The organism is Leucobacter chromiireducens subsp. solipictus (genome assembly GCF_016758195.1).
In the GTDB taxonomy this organism is placed as follows: Bacteria; Actinomycetota; Actinomycetes; order Actinomycetales; family Microbacteriaceae; genus Leucobacter; species Leucobacter solipictus.
Genome location: NZ_QYAC01000003.1, coordinates 58953 through 78092 on the forward strand (window position 1 = coordinate 58953; position 19140 = coordinate 78092).

The window sequence follows — 19140 nt, forward strand, 5'->3', positions numbered from 1 at the left end:
GGAGGTGCACAAGCTGCACCCCGGGCAGGATCAGCCCGCCTGCGACCGGGCTTCCATCCCAGCGCCGGGAACCGCCGGTGCGGCGCTTTCGCGGACGGTGCGGATCGCGGCGAAGAACGAGACCGTCTCTGCGAGCACGATCTCGGCGCGCTCCCACTCCGGGACGGTCAGGGCGGCGGCGATTTCGGCCGGGTCGTACTTCCTCGTCCAGCCATCCATATCAGCCCAGAGCGCGACGAAGGCGCGCGGCGGCAGCATGACGAGCGTCAACGCCGGCCGGCCGGGTTCCTTCGCCTGTCGCTTCTTGCCCTTGCCCCGGCCCTCGGCCGTGACCCGGGCGATCGCCTCGGCAGCGAGGGCAGCAAGCTCCGCCGTGCGAGTCTCCGCGCTCGCGGCGGCCCGCACCTGGGAAGCCGAAGCGGCAGCCTGCGCCCGCACAGGCTCCGATTGCGCGGGGTCGGCTGCGATCCGGTCGAGCTCGTCGAGCGAGAGCGCCGCGTTCATGCGCAGATGCGCGCCATGCACTTTCCCGCCGGCCTCGATCCGAGCAAGCTCGGCCATCGCCTGAGACCTGATGCGCTCGGGGCGCGTGTCATCGTGCGCAAGATCCTTCAGCCGGCCGATCTGCTCAAGCATCGTCTGCGAGCCGCGGCCCGTCACCATGCGTGCCGCCTGCACCCGCGCTTCGCCCGCCGATCGCGGTGCCGTCGATTCGACGGCACCGGAGACTTCCGCAGAGTCCTCCGGTGTTCCCGCCTCCGCACCGAAGCGGGTCGCTGCCTGCCGACGCGTGGCTTCCTCGGCGAGCACGACCTTGAGCTCCCGGTACAGCGACTCGGCCTCTATCAGGGAGAGAGGCTTGTGCAGGGCGTTGTCGTTCTGCTCCGCGAGAAGCTGGCTGAGCCGGTCCGAGAGGTTCGAGCGCACCCACACGTTCGTGGAGCGATGCCCGAGGAGGCGGAGCGCCTCGAGCCGGCGACGCCCGCAGACCAGCGTCCCATCCGGGGTGACCGTGATCGGCTGCAACAGCCCCTCGCTGCGGATGGACTCGGCCAGCGCGGCAATGTCGCCGAGGTCAGTGCGATGCCGCTTGCCGACGACGATGGAATCGAGCGAGCGTTCCAGCTCGATATGCCCCGGGCTACTCGCAGCCACGTCACCCACCCCCGTCAGGCGCGGAACGCACGATCTCAGCGAGCACCGTGTCGTCGGCGAGGAGCGCGCGGAGCGGTTCGCCCGACACGAGCCGGTACAGCACCCCGCGCGCCGCCCGGGTGTGGGATTGGTTCGGGTCCTGCGTTCCGAGCACGATGCGCAGCATCGCCAGCCACGAGGCGGCGGGCAGGTCGAGCAGCGCACGGGCGTGGTAGTCGCGGCGCAGCGACTCGAACGCCTGCGCCCGAGAGGAGGACTCGGCCAGCCTCGTCACGATGTAGTCGATCCCCGCCCGCGCCGTCTCCGCCGGCCAGCCGAGCAGATGGAACAGCACCACGGCATCTTCCACGGCTCGCACTACGAGGGTCGAAGTCTCCGTGTCGTCGGGGTCGTCGTCTGGGAAGTCGGGGGCGGGCACGCGGAGGTTCGGGTGATAGTCGGTGAGCGGGTTCTCCCGGTCCGAGAACCGTTCGGCGTCGTGGTGCGCGGAGAACTTCGGCCTACGTGCCTGGTGCACCGAGCACAGCAACCCGTTCGCTCGCTCCTCGGCGATGCAGGTGACCTTGACGGCACGGGTGATGACCGCCCACGGGTCGTCGGCCCGGCGGACGGCGCCGGTGCGCATCGCATCGAACGCGGCCGCGGCTGCCTCCCACGGGTCGAGGCCGTGCCGGCGCGCGAGGGCGGCGTACTTGTCGGCGGCGTGCCGCATGAGCGCGGCGACCTCGGGATCGTGCCGCCACGCCCACTGGCCTCCCTCGTGCAGGCGGATGAGCAGGGCGCGCAGCCCCTCGGAATGCTCGAACCCCCGCCGCGGGCCCGGGGTTCCGGGCTGCGCGGCAGGGGTTCTCGTGCTGCTGGTTCTCTTCATGGTCGTGGCACCTCCTTGGAGGCAGGTGCACCCGGCCTGCATGGGCCCGGGCAGGTCCTGCGCGAAGACGCGGCTGGTCGCATTCATGGCGGATCACCTCAGCCCCATCCCCGAACGCTCCTGCGATGAGGCGCGGCGAGCACGGCGGCCCGAGATCGACAGATCGGGCAGACGCTCCGCCCGTGCGCTGCGGCGCTCGGCCCGATCCTGCTTCCGCTCGACACGCGCGTCGCGAACCCGCTGCCCGAGCTTGGCCCGCAGATCAAGGCCCCAGCCCGTCGCCCGAGCCCCGCCCTGCATCGCCAGCTCGGTCGGCCGCACCCACCGCACCTGCGTGCGCCGTTTCTCCTCAGCGTCTGCCTCAGGCTCGGAGGTCTCGGGATCTGCTTCGGGAGCGTTCAGCGTGGGGTCGCGGTGCACGGCGAGCATCGACCGCTGCGCCTCCGCGACCTCTGCCGCCACCGGGTCTGTCGGGCGGGCGGCTTCGGCTTGCATGGCCGCCGCGAGCGCGGGGTGCAGGCGCGACCGCGCCGCCTCCGGCCCGCCGGCGGGCTCGTATTCGGGGTTCATGAGGGTTCCTCCTCGTTCTCAAGAGGTGTCGCATCAGCAGGAGGTGACATCGGTTCCGGTTCGGGGCTGCCGCCCGTCGGCTCGCCTGGCTGGTCGGAGTCGTGGGCGAACCATCGGCCGACGGTCGAGGGGTGAACTTCGAGATAGCGGGCGATCTTCTTGTTCGACCATCCGCCCGCCCGCAGGACCTCGGCAGCTTCTCGCGCCGTCGGCACGCTGTGTCCGCTCGTCGGGGCCATGCCGTCGCTCTCGATGGGCGCGTGCTCTCGCGCCACGGCCGTGACTGGGATCGACGTCGGCGCCGGTTTCGGATTCGTCATCGCCTCTGGGATAGACAGTGCGTGGGTGGTGAGCAGTGATTTGCGATGCCGGTTGAGCACGATCGTGAGGTGCGTGATCGCGAGCAGCACCAGCGATGGTACGGAGGCCACTGAGCCGGCGAGCAGCCAGGGCACTTCGGGGTCGGCGGTCAGTATCGCGTGAATGAAGTTCGCCGTCACCGAGATCCCGGCACCGCACATCAGGAGGAACCACGGGTACCAAGCAGAACGGTGGCCGGCGATTGCGACCGTGGCAACGGTCGCCACGACGATGATGCCGTCCACGATCAGCGGCCATACCCACGCCTGCTCCGCCGCGTATCCCGACCTCTGGGCAAGATTCGTCAGCGCGATGAACGACAGCCAGAACGCCCCCGCCGCAATGGCGATCGTGCCGGTGATTGCCGTGATGACCGGGAGCCGTCCGACTCGCGTCTCAGATGCTGTGGCGGTCATGCGAGCACCCGCCCTCGATCGACCGGCCCCCGCTGGGCGGCCGGCTGCGCATGCGCGGGCGACGGCGAGGAAGCCGAGACGGGGCCACGGTATGCGGAGCGGATCGTGCGTGCGATTTCCGGAGGTGCGAGGCCGATCTGCTCGGCGACCGGGCCGAGCGCTGCGAACGCCTCGGCAAGGGTGGCGCCGTTCTCGGCGAGACGGCAGGAAGCCCAGTAGAGGCCCTGGTTCCGTTCGCTCTGCTCCCGTCCGCCAAGCCATGCTGCAATGCGCTGGGTGCGCTCTTGGAGGGCGCCCCGGAAGGGCTGCCCTTGCCACGTCGGCCGCACCAGGCGAGGGTCGAGGAACTCCCGCAATGCGGCCGCATCCACCGGCTGCACGTCGCCGGTGGCGAGATCGAGGAGCTGATACGCGGCCACCTGCCCGTCGATGAGGGTGCGAGATGGCGGGGCGACGATGTAGCCGGCGGTGCCCCGGAAGTCGAGCTGCGCGTTCCCCGACGCCCACGAGCGCTGCTCGATCTCCGCCGCCGGATAGTAGGCGTGCAGCCCGCCCGACGGGGTGACCACGTGCGCCGCCCACCCGTCGAGGAAGCCGGCCTGCGTGGCGCGCTGCCACGAGACGGGCCCGCGCGGTTCGTCGCCCTTCACGTCGACATCGACGACTTCGATCCCGGAGGCGGGGCCGGTCGGGATGCCGATGTTCGCCTCCGGCCAGCGCCGCCACCATGCACCCACCTGGACAGGGTCAGCGGTCGCGTCTTTGAAGCCGTGCGCCACGAGCGGGCGCTTCTCACCGGGCACGCACGGGAACACGGGCACCCCGAGATTCGCATAGTGCTGGGCGGCATCCGCCAGCGACAGGCCGGCCACTGGGGCGAGGAGCTGCTCGGCATCCATCACAGCCCCCGAACCGGCGCCGTCTGCGCTGGTTTTCGTGCAGCGGGGCGTGCCGGTGTCTTCCGTTCGGCCTGCTTTGCAGTCGCGCGCTCGGGCTCATCTCGGGTGAGACCGGGCGGGGTGCCGTCGCTGATCTGCACGGTGTCGAGCTGGTCCAGGATCTCGAGCGAGACTTTCCGCACGCGCTCGGCCGTGGCCTGCACGATCTGGATCGGGTTCTTCCCATCGGCGGCCATCGCCCACCCCGAAACATATGGGATCGTGTAGGCGCTCGTATCCATGCCGTGCGCGGCACCGACCATGAGCGCGACCGACTCGGCCTCCACCTCGCCGATCCCGCGATGCTGCCGCGCCTCCACCTGGTCGGGGCCGTGCATCTTCACATGCGCCAGCTCGTGCACGAGCGTCTTCACCTGGGCGGCATCGTCCATGTTCGTGCGCACCGCGACCTGACGATCATCGAACTTCGTGATGCCATTCGCACCGTGGATCATGCCCTCGTGCGGCACCGGCATAAACGTGAACCCAGCCTCCTCGACCTGCCGGATCAGGCCCTCGCGAAGCCCGGCCGGCGCCTCACCCGCGAGGAGCTGCGGTGACGGCGGCAGGGCCACGTCGGGGCCGGTGGTCTGGGAAATATCGAAGACGTAGGCGACCTTCGCGCCAACCATCTCCGACTTCACCTTCTCGCCCGGCAGCGGCGCTTCGCGGGGCGCGAGCCGACGCCACGACATCGGATTCGCCGGGGTCTTCGACGCGAACTTCCCGATCACCGGGGCGAGGATCGCGTACCCCTTCTGGCCCTTCTCGACGCGACGGCCAAGCTGCGCCCACTGCCGGAACCCCGCCACATACGTCGGCATCGGCTCCGGCACCCGGCCGGCCTCCCACGCGGCCTGATGCTGCGCGAAGATCAGCCACGAGTTGTTCACCGAACGTGACCGGAACTTCGCCGCGAACGACAGCGCCCGCTTCCAGTCCTCACCCGTGACCAGCTTCTCGACCTGCGCGTTAAGCTGCTCGCGCACCGCGTCGAGCTTCGCCTCGCGCGCAGCGCGGACTTCCTCGGGGGTCCTCCTCGGTGCAGCCATGATCCGCCTCCTTCACGTCTGCCGCAATCCCGATGTGTGAGACGCGGCATACCTTGAAGGTGCGCCGATCAGACATAGCTGGAGCGTTCAGCGACGTGGAGTACCGTCACTGCTTTCAGCCCTACGCAGGAACCCGGCATGGCACCGTCCTAGCAGGACAGCAGTATGGCGAGAGGTGTTTTCAGAAGAATCCAGTGCTTTCCGGCGGAGAATCGAACAAACCGGCGTTCTAGCCTGGTCGTCGATGGCGCCGCCTGTACTCGCCAGGAGTCATGCCTGCGATCCGTCGGAACAGAGCCGTACCGTGGCTAGAACTACGCCAACCAACGGTGAGCATCGCGGAGTCAATCGTGAGGTCCGAAGTCCGCAGTAATTCTGCAAGGCGCTCCGCACGAATCACCGCGAGATAGGCAGCCGGAGTCTTCCCATGGGCTTCTGTGAAGACGACGCGAAGCTGCGAGGATGACAGATGCACAGCAGCTGAGAGACAAGCAAGAGTCCAGGACTTTCCGGGTTCGCTTCGAAGGAGCTCTGCTGCCAGTCGGGCTTCGGCCCGCATCGGGAATGCCCAACGATTTGGCGAGAAAATCGATTCGAGGTCGAAGGGTTCGACCTCTGAGGGGAAGTCGGGCAGAAAGGGCGATATGAGATTTGCCGTGGAAGACCAGAGCGCCTGCATGCGATGGAAGTTCCGACCCACACTTCCTCTGCTAAGCACTACGAGTTCATCAAGCCATGCGGCAATGACTTTGGCACGATTCTGATCTAGTCGGAAGAATATCGTCGAGATCGGATACAGATCTTCTAGGAGCCTGGTAGCCTCAAGCTTGTCGTGCAATAGATGCGCATGACGCCAGCGGACTTGGTCAATCAAGTATTCGGGATCAAGATAGACCGTTGTGTAGGTAGTTGAACCGTCTGGGGTGCTTCCGCAGAGAGTGTTCGATGCCATCAAGATCGCATCGCCGCGAACCACCCGTTTCTTGCCAAATTCGCTGCAAAAGACACCTGACCCGCCGCGAACCAGTATGAATTTGGCTCGACTGTAAAATCCCGGACGAATTGGTCGGCGCATTTCTCGGGTATGCGCATAGATGGGATAGGACAATCAGTCGAGTTCCTGGATCGTGGAGGGACTGTGGGTACTATTCGAGTGAACCTAATCGGTCGTCGCGCCCAGTGTCGGCTACCGCGTGGATTCCGTTGAGGAGGCTTTCCCCAGGCTGAGTCGGAAAAGCCCCCTGGCAGGAACTAGCCTCAGCGGCGAGCAACCCAGCGGACTATTTCGGTATGATCCGCGCTCGATTCCAGTGATCCGCTGGCCTTCTTCCAGGCCTCTCCTGCAGTACGAAGCGCGAGTGCCGGGAGCCCGAGTTGCTCGCAGAGGTTCACTGCGGTAGCGACGTCTTTGGTCATGAGCGAGAGCGAGAAACCGGAGTTAAAGGTGCCAGGCAAGACGAACTGGGGGTACTTCCATTCGCTGCTGAAGCTCCTGCCCGATGATTTATTGATTATGTCAACGAACACTGCGGGTTCGATTCCGAATCGAGTAGCTGATTCAGTGGCTTCGGCCATAGCGAGGAGCGACGAGGCTGAGAGTGCATTGTTGAGGGCTTTGACGGCATGCCCGGAGCCGACGGGGCCGACTTCGAAGATAGTCTTGCCGAGCACCTCCAAGATGCCCCGCTCTCCATCGTGGAGCGCATCTGAACCGCCGACCATGATGGTCAGAGTTCCCTCAGTAGCCCCGTTAACGCCGCCCGAAACAGGGGCGTCAACGAACCTGATCCCGCACCCAGCGAGTTCACTAGCTCGCGCTCGGGATCCTTCTGGATCTGATGATCCCATGTCGAGTACGAGCGAGCCCTCGGGAAGCGCGGACGCGAGCTTGCCGCTGTAGAAGAGAACATCGTCGACAATGCTCCCATTGGGCAGCATGAGGATGACAATTTCGCAGGAGCTCATCTCGCGGAGACTCGTTGCCTTTCGAGGCGGAGCTGTCCAGCCGTCGAAGGCGGCAGGAGATACATCGTATGCGGTGATCGCATGGCCGGCGCTGATGAGGCGATTTACCATCGGTCGCCCCATGAGCCCCAGGCCGACGAAGCCGATTTTCATTGCGTCTTCCGTTCATCGAGCACGCTCTTGGCGACCCGGAATGCTTCGAGCGCTGCGGGAACGCCGCAGTAGATCGCCGTCTGCATGAGCGCTTCGCGGATCTCTTCCGGACTCAGCCCGTTGTTCAGCGCGCCTCGCACATGCACTGCGAGTTCGTGCGTTTTTCCGAGCGCGACGAGCATACCGAGGTTCAACAGGCTGCGTGAGCGCCGGTCGAGACCAGGTCTGGCCCAGACTTCGCCCCAGCAATACTCCATGACGAGTTCCTGCATGGGCATGGAGAACTCGTCTGCTGTTCCGACAGAACGTGCGACGTGCTCGGCGCCGAGCACCTCCGTGCGAATCCGGCGACCTGTTTCGATTCTTGATTCAGTGGTATCCATCGTGTTCCTGCTTTCCTGAAAGTGATTCGTGCTACCTAGACACGCCGATTCCGTGCCTCGCGAAGAAGGCGAGGGAATCTGCCACGGCGCGTTCTCTGTGAGGCGGTTCGTAGATGTCGTAGTGAGTGATGTTGTAGATGTGCATGCTTTTCGGTTCGCTGGCCGCTTGGAAGAGCGATTCCGTTTCCTCCACGGGCACGGCCAGGTCTTCTCCCGCCCCGAGGAAGAGCACGGGTCGCGGAGAGATACGAGCTACGTCGCGCTCGGGTGCAAACTCGAAGATGCTCTCGACCGCTTCCATCGGGAAGGTCTGGCGGATCTGCGGCCAGCGTTCTTCTGCTTCGATGAAGGCAGCATTGGATTGGCTGTTATCGAGGATCATTCCGGGGTCGATTCGTTCCGAAACGCCGGTTGTGGCTCGACGATGCCGGTCATCCACAACCAGAGGCTCCATACGTTCCCAGGCAGCAGGCCAGCATCGTCGAACGTCACCGATCCCGACCTGGCATACCACCGCCCGAACCCTTGAATCGTCAGCGGCTGCCTGGATGACGTTCGCACCTCCGAAGCTGGTGCCATAGAGCATGAGTTGTTCCGCATCGATGAAAGTCTGGCCTTCCAGCCAGGAGAGTGCCGATCGAATGTCGGCGACCTGTTCTTTGGGAACCAACCGGCCGCGCTCTCCATCAGATTCGCCGAACCCTCGGTAGTCGATGGCCATAGCCACGAACCCCGCTTTGACGAAGAGTTCGGCGAAGTCGGGCAGCGCCCACTCCTTGATGCCCCGGAACCCGTGGCACAGCACAACCGCAGGCACCGGGTTGGTCGTCTCCGGCCGCCAGAGGAGCGCAGAGCATCTGACTCCAGACGAGTAGTAGTCGATGGGTTGCGGAGCGAGAGAGGTGGTGTTCATGAATGGTCCTCCTTAGTGAAGGGCTGGCCTATGCAAGCTGGAAGACTTGCGGGTGTGCGGGGTCGGGTTCGATCTTGCGAACGGTCTCTGGGTCGTGGCCGGGAATGACGAGTTCGTCGGCGTCGGCAAGTGCAATGCAGAGCTGATGGCTGTCGAGGTTCGCGATGACATCGGCGACGACGGGGAACGGACTGCGCTGATCCGCGTTGGCTCGGAAATGCATGGCGTCTGAGGCGAGCACCAGCCATCCCCGCGCGGTGCGGACTCGAACGATCTGGGTGCCTTCGGTATGCCCGCCGACGTGCCTCAGTTCGATTCCCGGCCTGAGCTGGTGGTCGCCCTGGTATAGCCGGATTCGCTCAGTACCAATGAGCGCCCGGACTATCTCAATATCGGCTGACTCATAGGGGCCGGAGATGAGGCTGTGCTGCATCGCTCCGCCGTTGACGAATGCCCATTCGCTCGATTGCAGGTGGAATTGCGCCGCAGGGAAGAGATCGATGCCGCCGGCATGGTCATAGTGGAGATGCGTGAGGATCACGTCTTCCACTTGCCCCGTCGAGACGCCGACCTCAAGCAAGGTCGCTGCGATGTCAAGCAGCGGGGTTCGTCCTCGTCGCGTGAGCGTTTCGGTCTTCGCCCCGGTGTCGACAACGATGGTTTCCTGCCCGTTGCGGAGCAGCCAGAGGTAGTAGTCCATGGCCATCCTGTGGCTCGCTTCTTCGCCGCAGCAGTTCATGAGGTTCTGTGCTCGCACGCGATTCTGCATCGTTGCGTATCTGACGGCGAAGACCTCGTAGGTGTCGCTCACTTCGTGCTCACGGTTTCCAGCGTTGCGGTTTCTTCGATCGAGTGAGAACGGAAGAGATTGCGTCCGAGCGTCTCGGGAAGCCAGACGAGCAGGATCGGCAGGCAGACTGCGGCGACGCCGATGAGGTAGAACGCCGGTGATACGGGGTTCCCGGTGGTCGAGAAGAGCCATGCGGCGACGAACGGGCCGGGGCCGGCCACGAAGGCGAGCGCGAGGTTGTATGCGAGTGATACCGAGGATGAGCGGCTGGCAGCAGGGAACAGCTCGACGATGATGACGAAGTTGGTCACCACGACCATCGACTGCGACATTGCCATGAGCACGAGTCCGAGCAGCGCCGCTGCTTGGGAACCGGAACCCACGAGCAGGAACACGGGAATGGTAAGTACGAGGTGGCCGATGGTGCCGATGAGATTGATCGGGCGGCGACCGAAACGGTCTGCGAGCCATCCGGCAAGCGGACAAAGCGCCATGTAAGAAATCAGGGCGATGGTCATGAGAGTGAGGGCGGTGGTCTTCGGGAACCCTGCGACGGTGGAGAGCTGAGTGTTCATGTAGGTCGCGAGGAAGTAAATGCCGGTTCCGCCGACAGCAGAGACTGCGAAGGCGACCAACGGGCTGCGCCATCCATTCACGAGGGGAAGTTTGAGCGGGCTAGTTGCGAGTTCGTCTTTCTCGACGAGCGCCTCGAAGACAGGGCTCTCCTCAATGCGCAACCGCACGTAGAGGCCAATGATCGACAGAGGAGCTGCAATGAGGAAAGGAATGCGCCATCCCCAGGCAAGCATCTCACTCTCGCCCAGGAACGAATTGACAAGCAGCGCCGCAAAACTGCCCGCAACGAATGAAAGCGCTGCTGAGGCGGGGATCACGCTACCCACGAGGCCGCGTCGGTTTGCGGGTGCGCTCTCGACCAGGAAGGTGATTGCGCTGGCCCCCTCGCCACCTGCGGAGAGTCCCTGCACCATGCGCAAAGCAACGAGAAGTACCGTTGCGGTCACGCCGATGTCGTGGAAGGTGGGCAGGCAACCGATGAGCGTGGTTGCCACTCCCATAAGGAGCACGGAGAGAACCAGCGCGAACTTCCTGCCTTTTCGATCGCCGATCGGCCCGAAGATCAGTCCGCCCAGTGGGCGCATCACGAATCCGACAGCGAACACGGAGAGCGAGCTGAGGAGTCCGATCATCGGGTCATCCGATGCAAAGAAGAGCGCTCCGACAACGGCGGCGAAATACCCGTAGACGGCGAAATCAAACCACTCCATGAAGTTTCCGATGCCGACTGCAAAAGCCGTCTTTCCCATCGAACTCTTGCGGACTCGTGGTGCTTCGGTAAGGGACATTCCAACCTCCTTGTTGGTACTTGCGATGACGCATGACAATCTACATTGATTGTCATACGATTTGCAAGCATTGGTAGACGTTTCCGTGAAATTGTGGGCTACGGGGTTAGACTGAGCGCATGATTCAAGGTCAAACGTCGGGCGCGCTTCCCCGGCGAGAGCTGGTCGTCGAGGCAATTAAGGACGATTTCAGATCCGGCGCTCTCGTGCCAGGCACTCGCTTGACCGAGCGCGGGCTTTGCGAGCGTTTCGATGTGAGTCGCACGACCGTGAGGGAGGCGTTGCGGGCGCTTGAGGCGGAGGGGCTGATAGCCCTGATTCCGAATGCTGGCCCGGTCGTATCCGAGCTCACGGGCGATGAAGCTGCCCAAATCTATCTTGCGCGTGCTGCACTTGAAGGTCTGATGGCAGCCAGCTTCGTTGTGAACTGCACCCGAGCTCAGCTGCTTGAGCTGATGGATTGGAAGGATCGCTTCGCGGTAGCCGTGAGAGCTGGCGATGTGCCGGCCATGGTCAGCTCGATTGGTCAGTTCTACTCGGTGCTTACCCGTGGCGCGTCGAGTCGCATACTTGAACGGCAGTTGGATGCTCTGTATCTGCGCACGACAGCGCTCAGGATGACTTCGCTGGCTCAACCCGGGCGCGCTGACCTCTCTCTCGCGGAAGTTGAAGAGCTCTGCGATGCCCTGCAGCGCAGAGAAGCGGAAGTTGCACGTGTTGCCGCCATGCGACACGTGCTGAATGCCGGCAGCGTGGGACTTGAAGCACTGAACACGCAGGATGCTCGGATCATTTCGAGTTTTGAGGCCACGGCTCGCGCGCTGATTGGTGAGGGCTAAGGCGCCGTCGATGCCTAGGCGGGGGCAAGCTGTGCAGCGGCGAGCGTTGCCCATTCAGCCGTCCGAACTCGTGAGGAGGCTTCTTCTTCGCCGAGCATCAATGCTCCGAGCTGAGGAACCATGTTCGGCCATGCGGCCAAGCCGATAGCCCCGAACAGAAGCGTGGCCGCCTCAGCCTCCGGCACACCGACTCCCTTTGCGAAGGCGCTGACCTTTTCGCGGTAGAACAAAGTGCGCTCGGGGTCTTCGACCCCATCTGCGCCCAGTTCGAGCGCCTCCCATTGCAAGAGGCGGAGCAGCTCGGCATGGTCGCGGTGGTACGCGCCCACCGCAGCAACATACTTCGAGAGAAACTCAGCGGCCGTGAGATCGCCCTGCGGGAAAGGCACGAGCCCGAGCAGCGCATTCAGGGCATCCGAGAGCACGGCCTGGAACATGCCCTCTTTGCTTCCGAAATACGCGTAGATGCGCTGCTTGTTCACGCCAGCCGTCGCCGCGATTCGATCCGTGCGCGCGCCAGCGAGCCCGTGTCTCGCGAACTCTGCCCGCCCAGCGTCGAGAAGGGTGCGCTTGGTTGCCTCGGGATCTGCCATGCCCTCCATCGTAGAGTTCGCGCGCAAATCACGCAACCAACCAGTTAGTTGCAAAACCAACTGGTTGGTTGTAACTTGTTGGTCGTGACTACTTCTCCTCCCAATCTCGCTTCCCCCGCTTCTCCATCTCATCCAGGTTCAACTGGATATTCGACCGCCTCCGTGGTCCTCCTGGCGGTGCTCGCGCTGGTCGTGCTCTCGCAGCTCTACGGCGCGCTCGTACTCGGACCGACTGCCGCAGGCGAGTTCGGAACAGGCGGCGGCGGCCTCGTGCAAACCGCGTTCGGCATCGCCTATGCCGCAGGGTTCATCGCCTGGGGTCCGCTTGTCGATCGTTTCGACGCCCGGCGTATCCTGCTGCTCGGCCTCATCGGCCTGGCGCTCACGACCGCATTCGTGGCGTTCTCGCCGACGATGGCCTGGCTGATCTTTGGCAGGATCGCGCAGGGGCTCGCCGCCGCAAGTTTCGCTCCCGCCGCGTTCTCGTACTTCGGGTCTCACCTTCCAATGCCGTCGCGGGTGACCGCGATCACCGTGCTGACGAGCTCGTTTCTCGCCGCTGCAGTGCTGGGGCAGGTCGCCGCACAGGCGATCACCGACACGCTGTCGTGGCGCTGGTTCTTCGGCATCAGCGCGATCCTGCTCGCCATCGCAGTCGGGGCGGCAGCCCGGGTGCTGCACGCCGATCAGGCAACCGATCAGCCTCAGTCGCGGCCATTCGCCGCACTCGCGACGCTGCTCGGCAACGGCAGAATCCTCGTGCTGCTCATCGCGACGCTCGCTATTCTCGGCCCCTTCATCGCCCTGTACGCGGCCCTCGGGCACACTGCGCAATTTTCGGGGAACGCGATGCTCACGCTTCGCCTCAGTGCTTTGCCCGCCCTCGTCTGGGCCGGCTTCGCCTCGGGATGGCTTGCCCGGTTCTCAGCGTCATCGCGACTGATCGTCGGCTTCACCGGTGCGGCAGTTGCCGCAGCCGCGCTCGCGCTCGTCGGCGGCAACCCCGTCGGCGCAGCTATCTGCCTGTTCGTGTTCGCCGCATGCGTATCGATCCTCGCCCCAGCCATGATCCAGGCACTCACGGGCCTCGCACCCGAACAGCGCGGCAGCATCACCGCGCTTTACACCTTCGCCCTGTTCCTCGGCGCGAGTCTCGCGCCCTTGCCAGTCGCCACCGGCGCTGCTGCCCCAACGCACCTCGACCCGGTCGCCACAACAGCTCTTATCTCTGCCGCAACGCTTCTCGCCTCCGCAGCCCTCACTGCGGCCGCAAGTCGTGCACGCCCCGCCTGACCCCGCACCCCACCGAAAGGAACCCCATGAAATTCTCCACTCTCCGTCACCGCAGCACGATCGCAACGGCAGCCGCCCTGGCAACAGCCGCACTCGCAGTGACGGCGCTCGCCGGCTGCGCGGCGCCCGACGCCAACGCCGACACCCCCGCCCCGGCAGCCGAAACCACCCCTCAGCCGAAGCCCGCCCCCGAACCCGAAAGCACGCCCATGTTGCAGCCGATCCACCCCTCCCTGACCATCCCTGACACCTACGAGCAAGTCACCACCCGAGACGAGCATCACGACGGCCACCCCGTGACCGTCACCCGCGCCCAGGCCAACGGCGAGCTGAACTACGGAGGCGAACACGTCACCACCGTCGTCGGCGAAGACGGAACCATCTACGGGTACACCCGCCAGGCGGCAGCCTTCACTGCCGACGCAATGCCGAGCAGCGAAGAAGCCGAACGAGTCGCCCTCGAGTTTCTGAACAGCATCGACCCAGGCTTCGCGAGCGGGCTCACCGTGCAATGGATCGACCAGCACGACGAGACCATCACCGGCGCAGATGGCACACCCGTCACCGTGACCGGCATGAAGGTGAAGACCCGCCACGCCTCGGGTCTTTACACCTGGGTGATCGTCGGCGCAAACAACGAGATCGTCACCTACGAGCGAGACATCACATGGAACAGCGACCACTCACACAGGCAAACCGCCATGTGGCTTCACGACGCCTGGATCACGGCACGCGACAACGGCGGTGCCGAACTTGGCGGCTTGAACGCACCCCTGAACAGCTAAGACCGAGCAGTGTGGGGCCACCCCATAGGCGAGGCCCCACACCTCAATCCCTATTTCGCCGCACTACGTCAGGAACTCAAATGACCCATGCAACGATAGCCAATTCTCCTACCGCACGACTCGCTCATATTCGAGGAGACGACGCTATCCCCGGAATATCCCAGGCAGTGATCGTCGAACACGGCAGAATCGCATATCTCTCCGGTCATCTTCCGATATCCGCAGACGGCGAAGCGCCAGATCGATTCGAAGAACAACTCGCTCGGGTATTCGCCAGCCTCCGCTCCACTTTGGAGGATCTCCACGCCACCTCCGCTGATCTCATACGCATCACCATCTACGTCGTCGGCCTCAGCGAAGACCGGCTTCCGCTCATCAGAGCAGCCAGGGACCAGTTCTTGGGCAACAGCGACAACCCACCTGCATCCGCCCTGCTCGGCGTTGCATCACTGTTCCGTCCCGAGATCCAAGTCGAAATCGACGCAATCGTGAGCCTTCCGGGTTGAAAATCCCAGCAAGTCACGGGATTCATCCTTTCAAATGCTGAAGTGCGGCCCTCGCCTGCAGCGGTAGTACGCCGTTACCGAGAGCGGCGAGCTGCTGGTTTGCCGTGAGCAGATCCGTCGGATCAGTCACCCAACCTGACGGGAGACCCATGAGCCATTCGACGAACTCAGGGGCCGGCCTCGGGCGAGGCGTATCGTTCAGGATCGTCGGCGCCGGGGCTTGCCTTCCGGTGATGTGTTCCCATCTGGCGATGGCGTCGGCGTATCGGCCCCATCGCCGAGTATGCCGTCGATCAGCCACCACAACGTCTCGGGTTCGGGCTTCCATTCCTCCGAGCCAGCCGGCCCGTTCAATGCGATGTCGATGATCTGATGCGAGAGCGCGATCGTGCCGCGACGTGCTTTCACCTGATCCAGGTTCTCCCCGCCCCGCGCCGCGTCGGAGGCGAGCGGGGTGCGGAACAGGGTCGTGCGCGAGGATGAAAACGCGAAACCTCGGGTGCGGAGCACCGACGGTGGAAGCGGGTAGGCCGATCCATTGCGCGTCATACCCGATGTCGGCCAGGTCTCCGAGAACGGCTCCGGCCGCCCGGAGAGGTCGAGTTGCGTCGTCTCCCAGACCCCAGTATCCGGGTTCCAGGTCGCGAAGGGTTGCGGGGTGAGGGGTTGCATTATTGCCTCCTTCAGGGGTTGCACGGATCGCGGATGCAGAGAGCAGCCCGCGCACGTTCTCGATGACAACGAACTCGGGGCGGAGCTGGTCGATCGCTTCGGCCATGTACGACCAGAGGCCGGATCTCGTGCCGGGAGCAAGGCCCGCCATCTTCCCGACGGTGGAGACATCCTGGCAGGGAAACCCGCCACAGAGTATGTCTACGGGCTCGACGCCGGCCCAGTTGACCGAAGTGATGTCGCCGAGGTTCGGGGCATCGGGCCAGTGGTGAGCGAAGACGTGCTGCACGGGGCTGATCTCCGAGAACCAGATCGTCTGCGCGTGGAAGACGTGCTCCACGGCGAGATCGAGGCCGCCGTAACCAGAGAACAGGGAGCCGACGCGCGGTGGCGCAGGGTCGGAGGGCAGAACTTGGGCTTCTCGCATCGGAACTCCGGGTGATCGGCGATCCCGGCCCGCGCGTTCATCGCCGCCGGATGGTCACCTCTCAGGTGCACCTCGCCCTCATCCACCGCATCGCCTCTCGCGCAGATCCCGCACCACTGAGACCCACCCAGCCAGCGCAGCCAGACCGGCCAACCTAGCCTCGCCGCTCGCCCTGCTCCCGAGCTCTCACGCGTCTTGCAGATGAGGTCCACCCCGCTATCCGTCTCTCGTTCGTAGAGATAGCGATGCGGAATGTCAGCGGTGCGGGAGATACTTCCGGCATGAACGACATGCAGTGGACCGACGAAGATTCCGCCCGGGTTGCCTTTGAAACGTTGGCGGCTGACCATCCGTCGCGAGTAGCGAAGGCCTTCAACGACCTTTTCCATCAGGACGACCTGTTGACGTCTGTCCTCGAGATGTTTGTGACGCCAGAAGCTCGTGCTGATTGGGGAGACTTTACAGACGGCAAACGGTTCTTCTTTGACCAAGCGATCGCCATCTCCACGCGAGCGCTACGTCCGAAGGAAGCAAATGATGTGGCCTACGTGAAGCTCGTCCCCGATAACGGCGCATACCTAGTGAAGCAGCCGAGGCAGGACGTGATCGCCTACGTTACTTTCGTATGGCGTTCAGAACTCCACGGGTGGCGTATCCACTCGATCGGACAACCGGCACCGCCTCACTTGCTGCCCCGCACAGATCTTGGTGGTGCTGCACCACGATATGAGTCCGACGTTGAGGTCTCTATGCAATCAAAAAGTTAGTCACCGGCGCGCTCTAGGGTTGCGTCTCTGGCTATATGCAACCCCACGCAGCTCGGCAGTCCTGGTATGCGCACCTTGTCTGCTCTGGGACAACTTGTCTGAGCATTTGTTCGCTGTCAGGTCGACTGGATCAAATGCGGCAACCTCGTCTTGATGGCCTGGCTCAACTGACAGGCGGCCCTACCGATCCGCCGACCACGTGGTATTGGTGGGTGAGCCGACCAGGAGAAAGCTCGGCCTACCCAGCATCGTGTACATCAGACTCTCGGGAACATATCCTGGTGAGCGTAGCCAGTCTCGTACCTGTTGCTCGTCGTTGGTTCGTGCGGCGATGCTGACAAGTCGAGCTTCCGCATCCTGATACAAGTGCGTGCGTCTCATGCCATGGTCGCCTGTCATGAACTGCTCGATCGGGCTGATGCCATCCACTCGCGTGAATGCCCATTCCATGAGCTTGCGGTTCCCATGGACAAGATCAATAACTACGTTTAGAGCTTGAACTTGATGCCAAACATCCATAACTGAAGAGTTCGCGGCAGTTGCGGAGTCATTGACGGCAAGAGCCACATATCTCAGGAACCGGGCTACAGTCTGCGCGTTGTGGAACACGTCTACTGGAACTAGCGTGCTGAGCACCGCAATAGCGCCTTCTCTGATTAGGAGATCTCCGATGTTCACCACTCCTCCGCCTCGCGGCGAGGTATGGCACGCGCTGAGAATCACTAGTGGTGGGACTGCACCGAAGTCATCGCCAAGGCTACGTTCATTCTCCCCGATAACGATGCCGGCAACGTTTTGTTCAGGCGCGTGAAAACCATGTGCGCTGAGGATCAGTACGTCCGGCGCTGAGGCGGTGATCGCTTCACGGAGTGAATCCTTTGTAAGCGTTTCCCTGATTGTGAAGCCAATGCCTGCGGCCTCCATCTCGTCGGCGATACTTGCCCATCCTGTCCGAGATGCTGCACCAACGGGGTCCGAGGTCGGGATGCACTCCGCCACGAGAACTTTGAAGCCCGCCCTCAACAGGCGCGGTACCTGTGGACTGAGTTCAAACTGCAATGCACGGGTGAGAGGGTTGATGGGACGGTAGTTGATCGGGAGACGATTGCAGATAGGTGAGGAATCGCCGGGAATCGTCAGTAGCCCAAATGGGAAGTTGGTGAAAGCCTCAATGGATGATGCGCAGCGTATAGCTGCGACCAGTTCGTCGGTCCAAAAGGACTCAGTGACGTCGTTGAGGCGTTGAAGAAGCCGTTTAACTGCCACTGGACGCGGCCCTTCAGACCAATGGCGCTCTAGCGAGGCGACTGCATGAAACGCTTCTGGCGTCAGTACATCTTCAAGGACGATGCCCATCGAGTTGTCCGCCGATGCGACATGGCTAACCATCAGGGCTCTAACTTCTGGGTAGTCATCCCTGAAGGTGCCGTCGATGATTCCATCTGGCCCAGAAGAGAACCTGACGTAGCGAGGTGCTGTGCCGGATAGGCTCATCGTTAACCGTATTCGGGTGTTTGATTTCTTCTCCAAAGCTGCGGGATAATGCGCTTCGGCCGAATCGATGTCGACTCCCTCCTGCTCAAGCTCTGCTAGGGCTTCAAGATGTATTCGAAGCCTTCGGACGTTCGCCGCCGAACGAAAAGGAGATACCTGCTCTTCGGGGAGTTCGAGCGGAACTGCCATCATTCGTGCCAGTCTTTGTAGCGAAAGAAGCGAGCCGTCCTGTCGTATCGGCCACGACCACCTCGGAGTAGCAGGTTCGAGGACAACGACTTGCGGCCAGTCATCGAGCCATCGTGAAGCCAGAAGCCGCCAGTGTTCGTCTAGAGAGGATTGATCTAGCGCATCGAAGGCGGCCGGCGGGAGCAGCGAGCCGATCTGTCTCGAAGCTGTCTGTGCTGCCTCAATTCGGTCAGTGGATGCAAGGATGAGCGCCGGTTCATGCGGAGCAGCCAATACTGCCATGAGTTCGGCCTCATCTAGCAGCACATCTGGGATGAGGGCGATCGAGTGACCTCGAGGAAAGCCGTCTACCTGATCTTTGACGGCCGGTATTTGCAGGTCGAGCGTTTCGAACCGGTTCTTTGGAAGGTGCATCGCATAGTGGATTCCAATGAGGGCTGGCAGGAGGGCTTCGTCAAAGGTTCCGGGCTGCGGCTCATCAGGAATGAACGCTGGTTGGAAGTCCGCTCCATCAGGTCCAAGCGGTGCCGCAACAATGTATAGGGGTGTTGGGAAGCCCACCTTGTCGTCTTTGTTCGTCACGCTGAACCTCGGTACTGGATTGTAGATAGATGGGGAACCCAGAATCGCGTTAATGATATAGAC

Annotated in this window: 20 protein-coding genes and 1 pseudogene; 5 read left to right on the forward strand and 16 right to left on the reverse strand. The window is 63.3% G+C overall.

Translation table 11 applies throughout. From position 1 onward, the window contains the following. Positions 1-30: 30 nt before the first annotated feature. The 12 genes from D3230_RS06130 to D3230_RS06185 all read right to left on the reverse strand — a co-directional run bounded on the left by D3230_RS06130 (position 31) and on the right by D3230_RS06185 (position 10930). Complete coding sequence (locus tag D3230_RS06130; protein WP_202344153.1) at positions 31-1155, reverse strand: ParB N-terminal domain-containing protein; 1125 nt, start codon at positions 1153-1155, stop codon at positions 31-33. A gap of 1 nt (position 1156) precedes the next feature. Then, on the reverse strand, positions 1157-2026 hold the full coding sequence (locus D3230_RS06135; RefSeq protein ID WP_202344482.1) for a hypothetical protein: 870 nt from the start codon (positions 2024-2026) through the stop codon (positions 1157-1159). Positions 2027-2119: 93 nt separating this feature from the next. Beyond that, positions 2120-2596 carry a hypothetical protein gene (locus D3230_RS06140; protein ID WP_202344154.1) on the reverse strand — a complete coding sequence of 159 codons (477 nt, stop codon included), beginning with the start codon at positions 2594-2596 and terminating at the stop codon, positions 2120-2122. Continuing rightward, positions 2593-3372, reverse strand: a complete 780-nt coding sequence (locus D3230_RS06145; protein WP_202344155.1) for a DUF2637 domain-containing protein — start codon at positions 3370-3372, stop codon at positions 2593-2595. The genes D3230_RS06140 and D3230_RS06145 overlap by 4 nt, the downstream gene beginning before the upstream one ends. Next, positions 3369-4271: a bifunctional DNA primase/polymerase gene (locus tag D3230_RS06150; RefSeq protein WP_202344156.1), complete on the reverse strand. Its 903-nt coding sequence runs from the start codon at positions 4269-4271 to the stop codon at positions 3369-3371. The genes D3230_RS06145 and D3230_RS06150 overlap by 4 nt, the downstream gene beginning before the upstream one ends. Continuing rightward, positions 4271-5362 carry an ArdC-like ssDNA-binding domain-containing protein gene (locus D3230_RS06155; RefSeq protein ID WP_202344157.1) on the reverse strand — a complete coding sequence of 364 codons (1092 nt, stop codon included), beginning with the start codon at positions 5360-5362 and terminating at the stop codon, positions 4271-4273. Before D3230_RS06155 ends, D3230_RS06150 begins: the two co-directional genes overlap by 1 nt. A gap of 229 nt (positions 5363-5591) precedes the next feature. Continuing rightward, positions 5592-6470 carry a helix-turn-helix transcriptional regulator gene (locus D3230_RS06160; RefSeq protein ID WP_202344158.1) on the reverse strand — a complete coding sequence of 293 codons (879 nt, stop codon included), beginning with the start codon at positions 6468-6470 and terminating at the stop codon, positions 5592-5594. Between the two features lie 149 nt (positions 6471-6619). Then, a complete protein-coding gene (locus D3230_RS06165) occupies positions 6620-7480 on the reverse strand; it encodes an NAD(P)-dependent oxidoreductase (RefSeq protein WP_202344159.1) in 861 nt (286 codons plus the stop codon). Then, entirely contained in the window at positions 7477-7863 is a 387-nt protein-coding gene (locus D3230_RS06170) for a carboxymuconolactone decarboxylase family protein (RefSeq protein ID WP_202344160.1), read from the reverse strand. Before D3230_RS06170 ends, D3230_RS06165 begins: the two co-directional genes overlap by 4 nt. Positions 7864-7894: 31 nt before the next feature. Beyond that, positions 7895-8776, reverse strand: a complete 882-nt coding sequence (locus tag D3230_RS06175; RefSeq protein ID WP_202344161.1) for an alpha/beta hydrolase — start codon at positions 8774-8776, stop codon at positions 7895-7897. A gap of 28 nt (positions 8777-8804) precedes the next feature. After that, positions 8805-9587 carry an MBL fold metallo-hydrolase gene (locus tag D3230_RS06180; protein ID WP_202344162.1) on the reverse strand — a complete coding sequence of 261 codons (783 nt, stop codon included), beginning with the start codon at positions 9585-9587 and terminating at the stop codon, positions 8805-8807. Continuing rightward, entirely contained in the window at positions 9584-10930 is a 1347-nt protein-coding gene (locus tag D3230_RS06185) for an MFS transporter (protein ID WP_202344163.1), read from the reverse strand. Before D3230_RS06185 ends, D3230_RS06180 begins: the two co-directional genes overlap by 4 nt. Positions 10931-11049: 119 nt before the next feature. Between D3230_RS06185 and D3230_RS16190 the strand changes: the two genes are divergently transcribed. Further along, positions 11050-11769, forward strand: a complete 720-nt coding sequence (locus D3230_RS16190) for a GntR family transcriptional regulator (protein WP_202344164.1) — start codon at positions 11050-11052, stop codon at positions 11767-11769. A 14-nt stretch (positions 11770-11783) separates the two neighbouring features. On the opposite strand, the gene D3230_RS06195 is transcribed toward D3230_RS16190, so the two are convergent. Further along, positions 11784-12362: a TetR/AcrR family transcriptional regulator gene (locus tag D3230_RS06195; protein ID WP_202344165.1), complete on the reverse strand. Its 579-nt coding sequence runs from the start codon at positions 12360-12362 to the stop codon at positions 11784-11786. 162 nt (positions 12363-12524) lie between these two features. Here D3230_RS06195 and D3230_RS06200 point away from each other — a divergent pair, with 162 nt between their 5' ends. The 3 genes from D3230_RS06200 to D3230_RS06210 all read left to right on the forward strand — a co-directional run bounded on the left by D3230_RS06200 (position 12525) and on the right by D3230_RS06210 (position 14946). Beyond that, the gene (locus tag D3230_RS06200; RefSeq protein WP_202344166.1) at positions 12525-13655 is read left to right on the forward strand and encodes an MFS transporter; all 1131 of its coding nucleotides are present in this window, start codon (positions 12525-12527) and stop codon (positions 13653-13655) included. A 26-nt stretch (positions 13656-13681) separates the two neighbouring features. Beyond that, entirely contained in the window at positions 13682-14440 is a 759-nt protein-coding gene (locus D3230_RS06205; protein ID WP_202344167.1) for a hypothetical protein, read from the forward strand. A gap of 80 nt (positions 14441-14520) precedes the next feature. Then, on the forward strand, positions 14521-14946 hold the full coding sequence (locus D3230_RS06210; RefSeq protein ID WP_202344168.1) for a RidA family protein: 426 nt from the start codon (positions 14521-14523) through the stop codon (positions 14944-14946). Between the two features lie 198 nt (positions 14947-15144). Here D3230_RS06210 and D3230_RS15915 read toward each other — a convergent pair whose 3' ends face one another. Both D3230_RS15915 and D3230_RS15920 read right to left on the reverse strand, forming a co-directional pair. Continuing rightward, positions 15145-15618 carry a hypothetical protein gene (locus D3230_RS15915; RefSeq protein ID WP_237467226.1) on the reverse strand — a complete coding sequence of 158 codons (474 nt, stop codon included), beginning with the start codon at positions 15616-15618 and terminating at the stop codon, positions 15145-15147. Between the two features lie 46 nt (positions 15619-15664). After that, positions 15665-16045, reverse strand: a pseudogene (locus D3230_RS15920) (DNA cytosine methyltransferase); the annotation flags it as partial. Positions 16046-16326: 281 nt separating this feature from the next. Here D3230_RS15920 and D3230_RS06220 point away from each other — a divergent pair. Continuing rightward, positions 16327-16812, forward strand: coding sequence for a hypothetical protein (locus tag D3230_RS06220; RefSeq protein ID WP_202344170.1), 486 nt, complete (start codon positions 16327-16329; stop codon positions 16810-16812). Between the two features lie 180 nt (positions 16813-16992). On the opposite strand, the gene D3230_RS16345 is transcribed toward D3230_RS06220, so the two are convergent. Beyond that, on the reverse strand, positions 16993-19077 hold the full coding sequence (locus D3230_RS16345; RefSeq protein ID WP_202344171.1) for a CHAT domain-containing protein: 2085 nt from the start codon (positions 19075-19077) through the stop codon (positions 16993-16995). Positions 19078-19140: the final 63 nt, after the last annotated feature.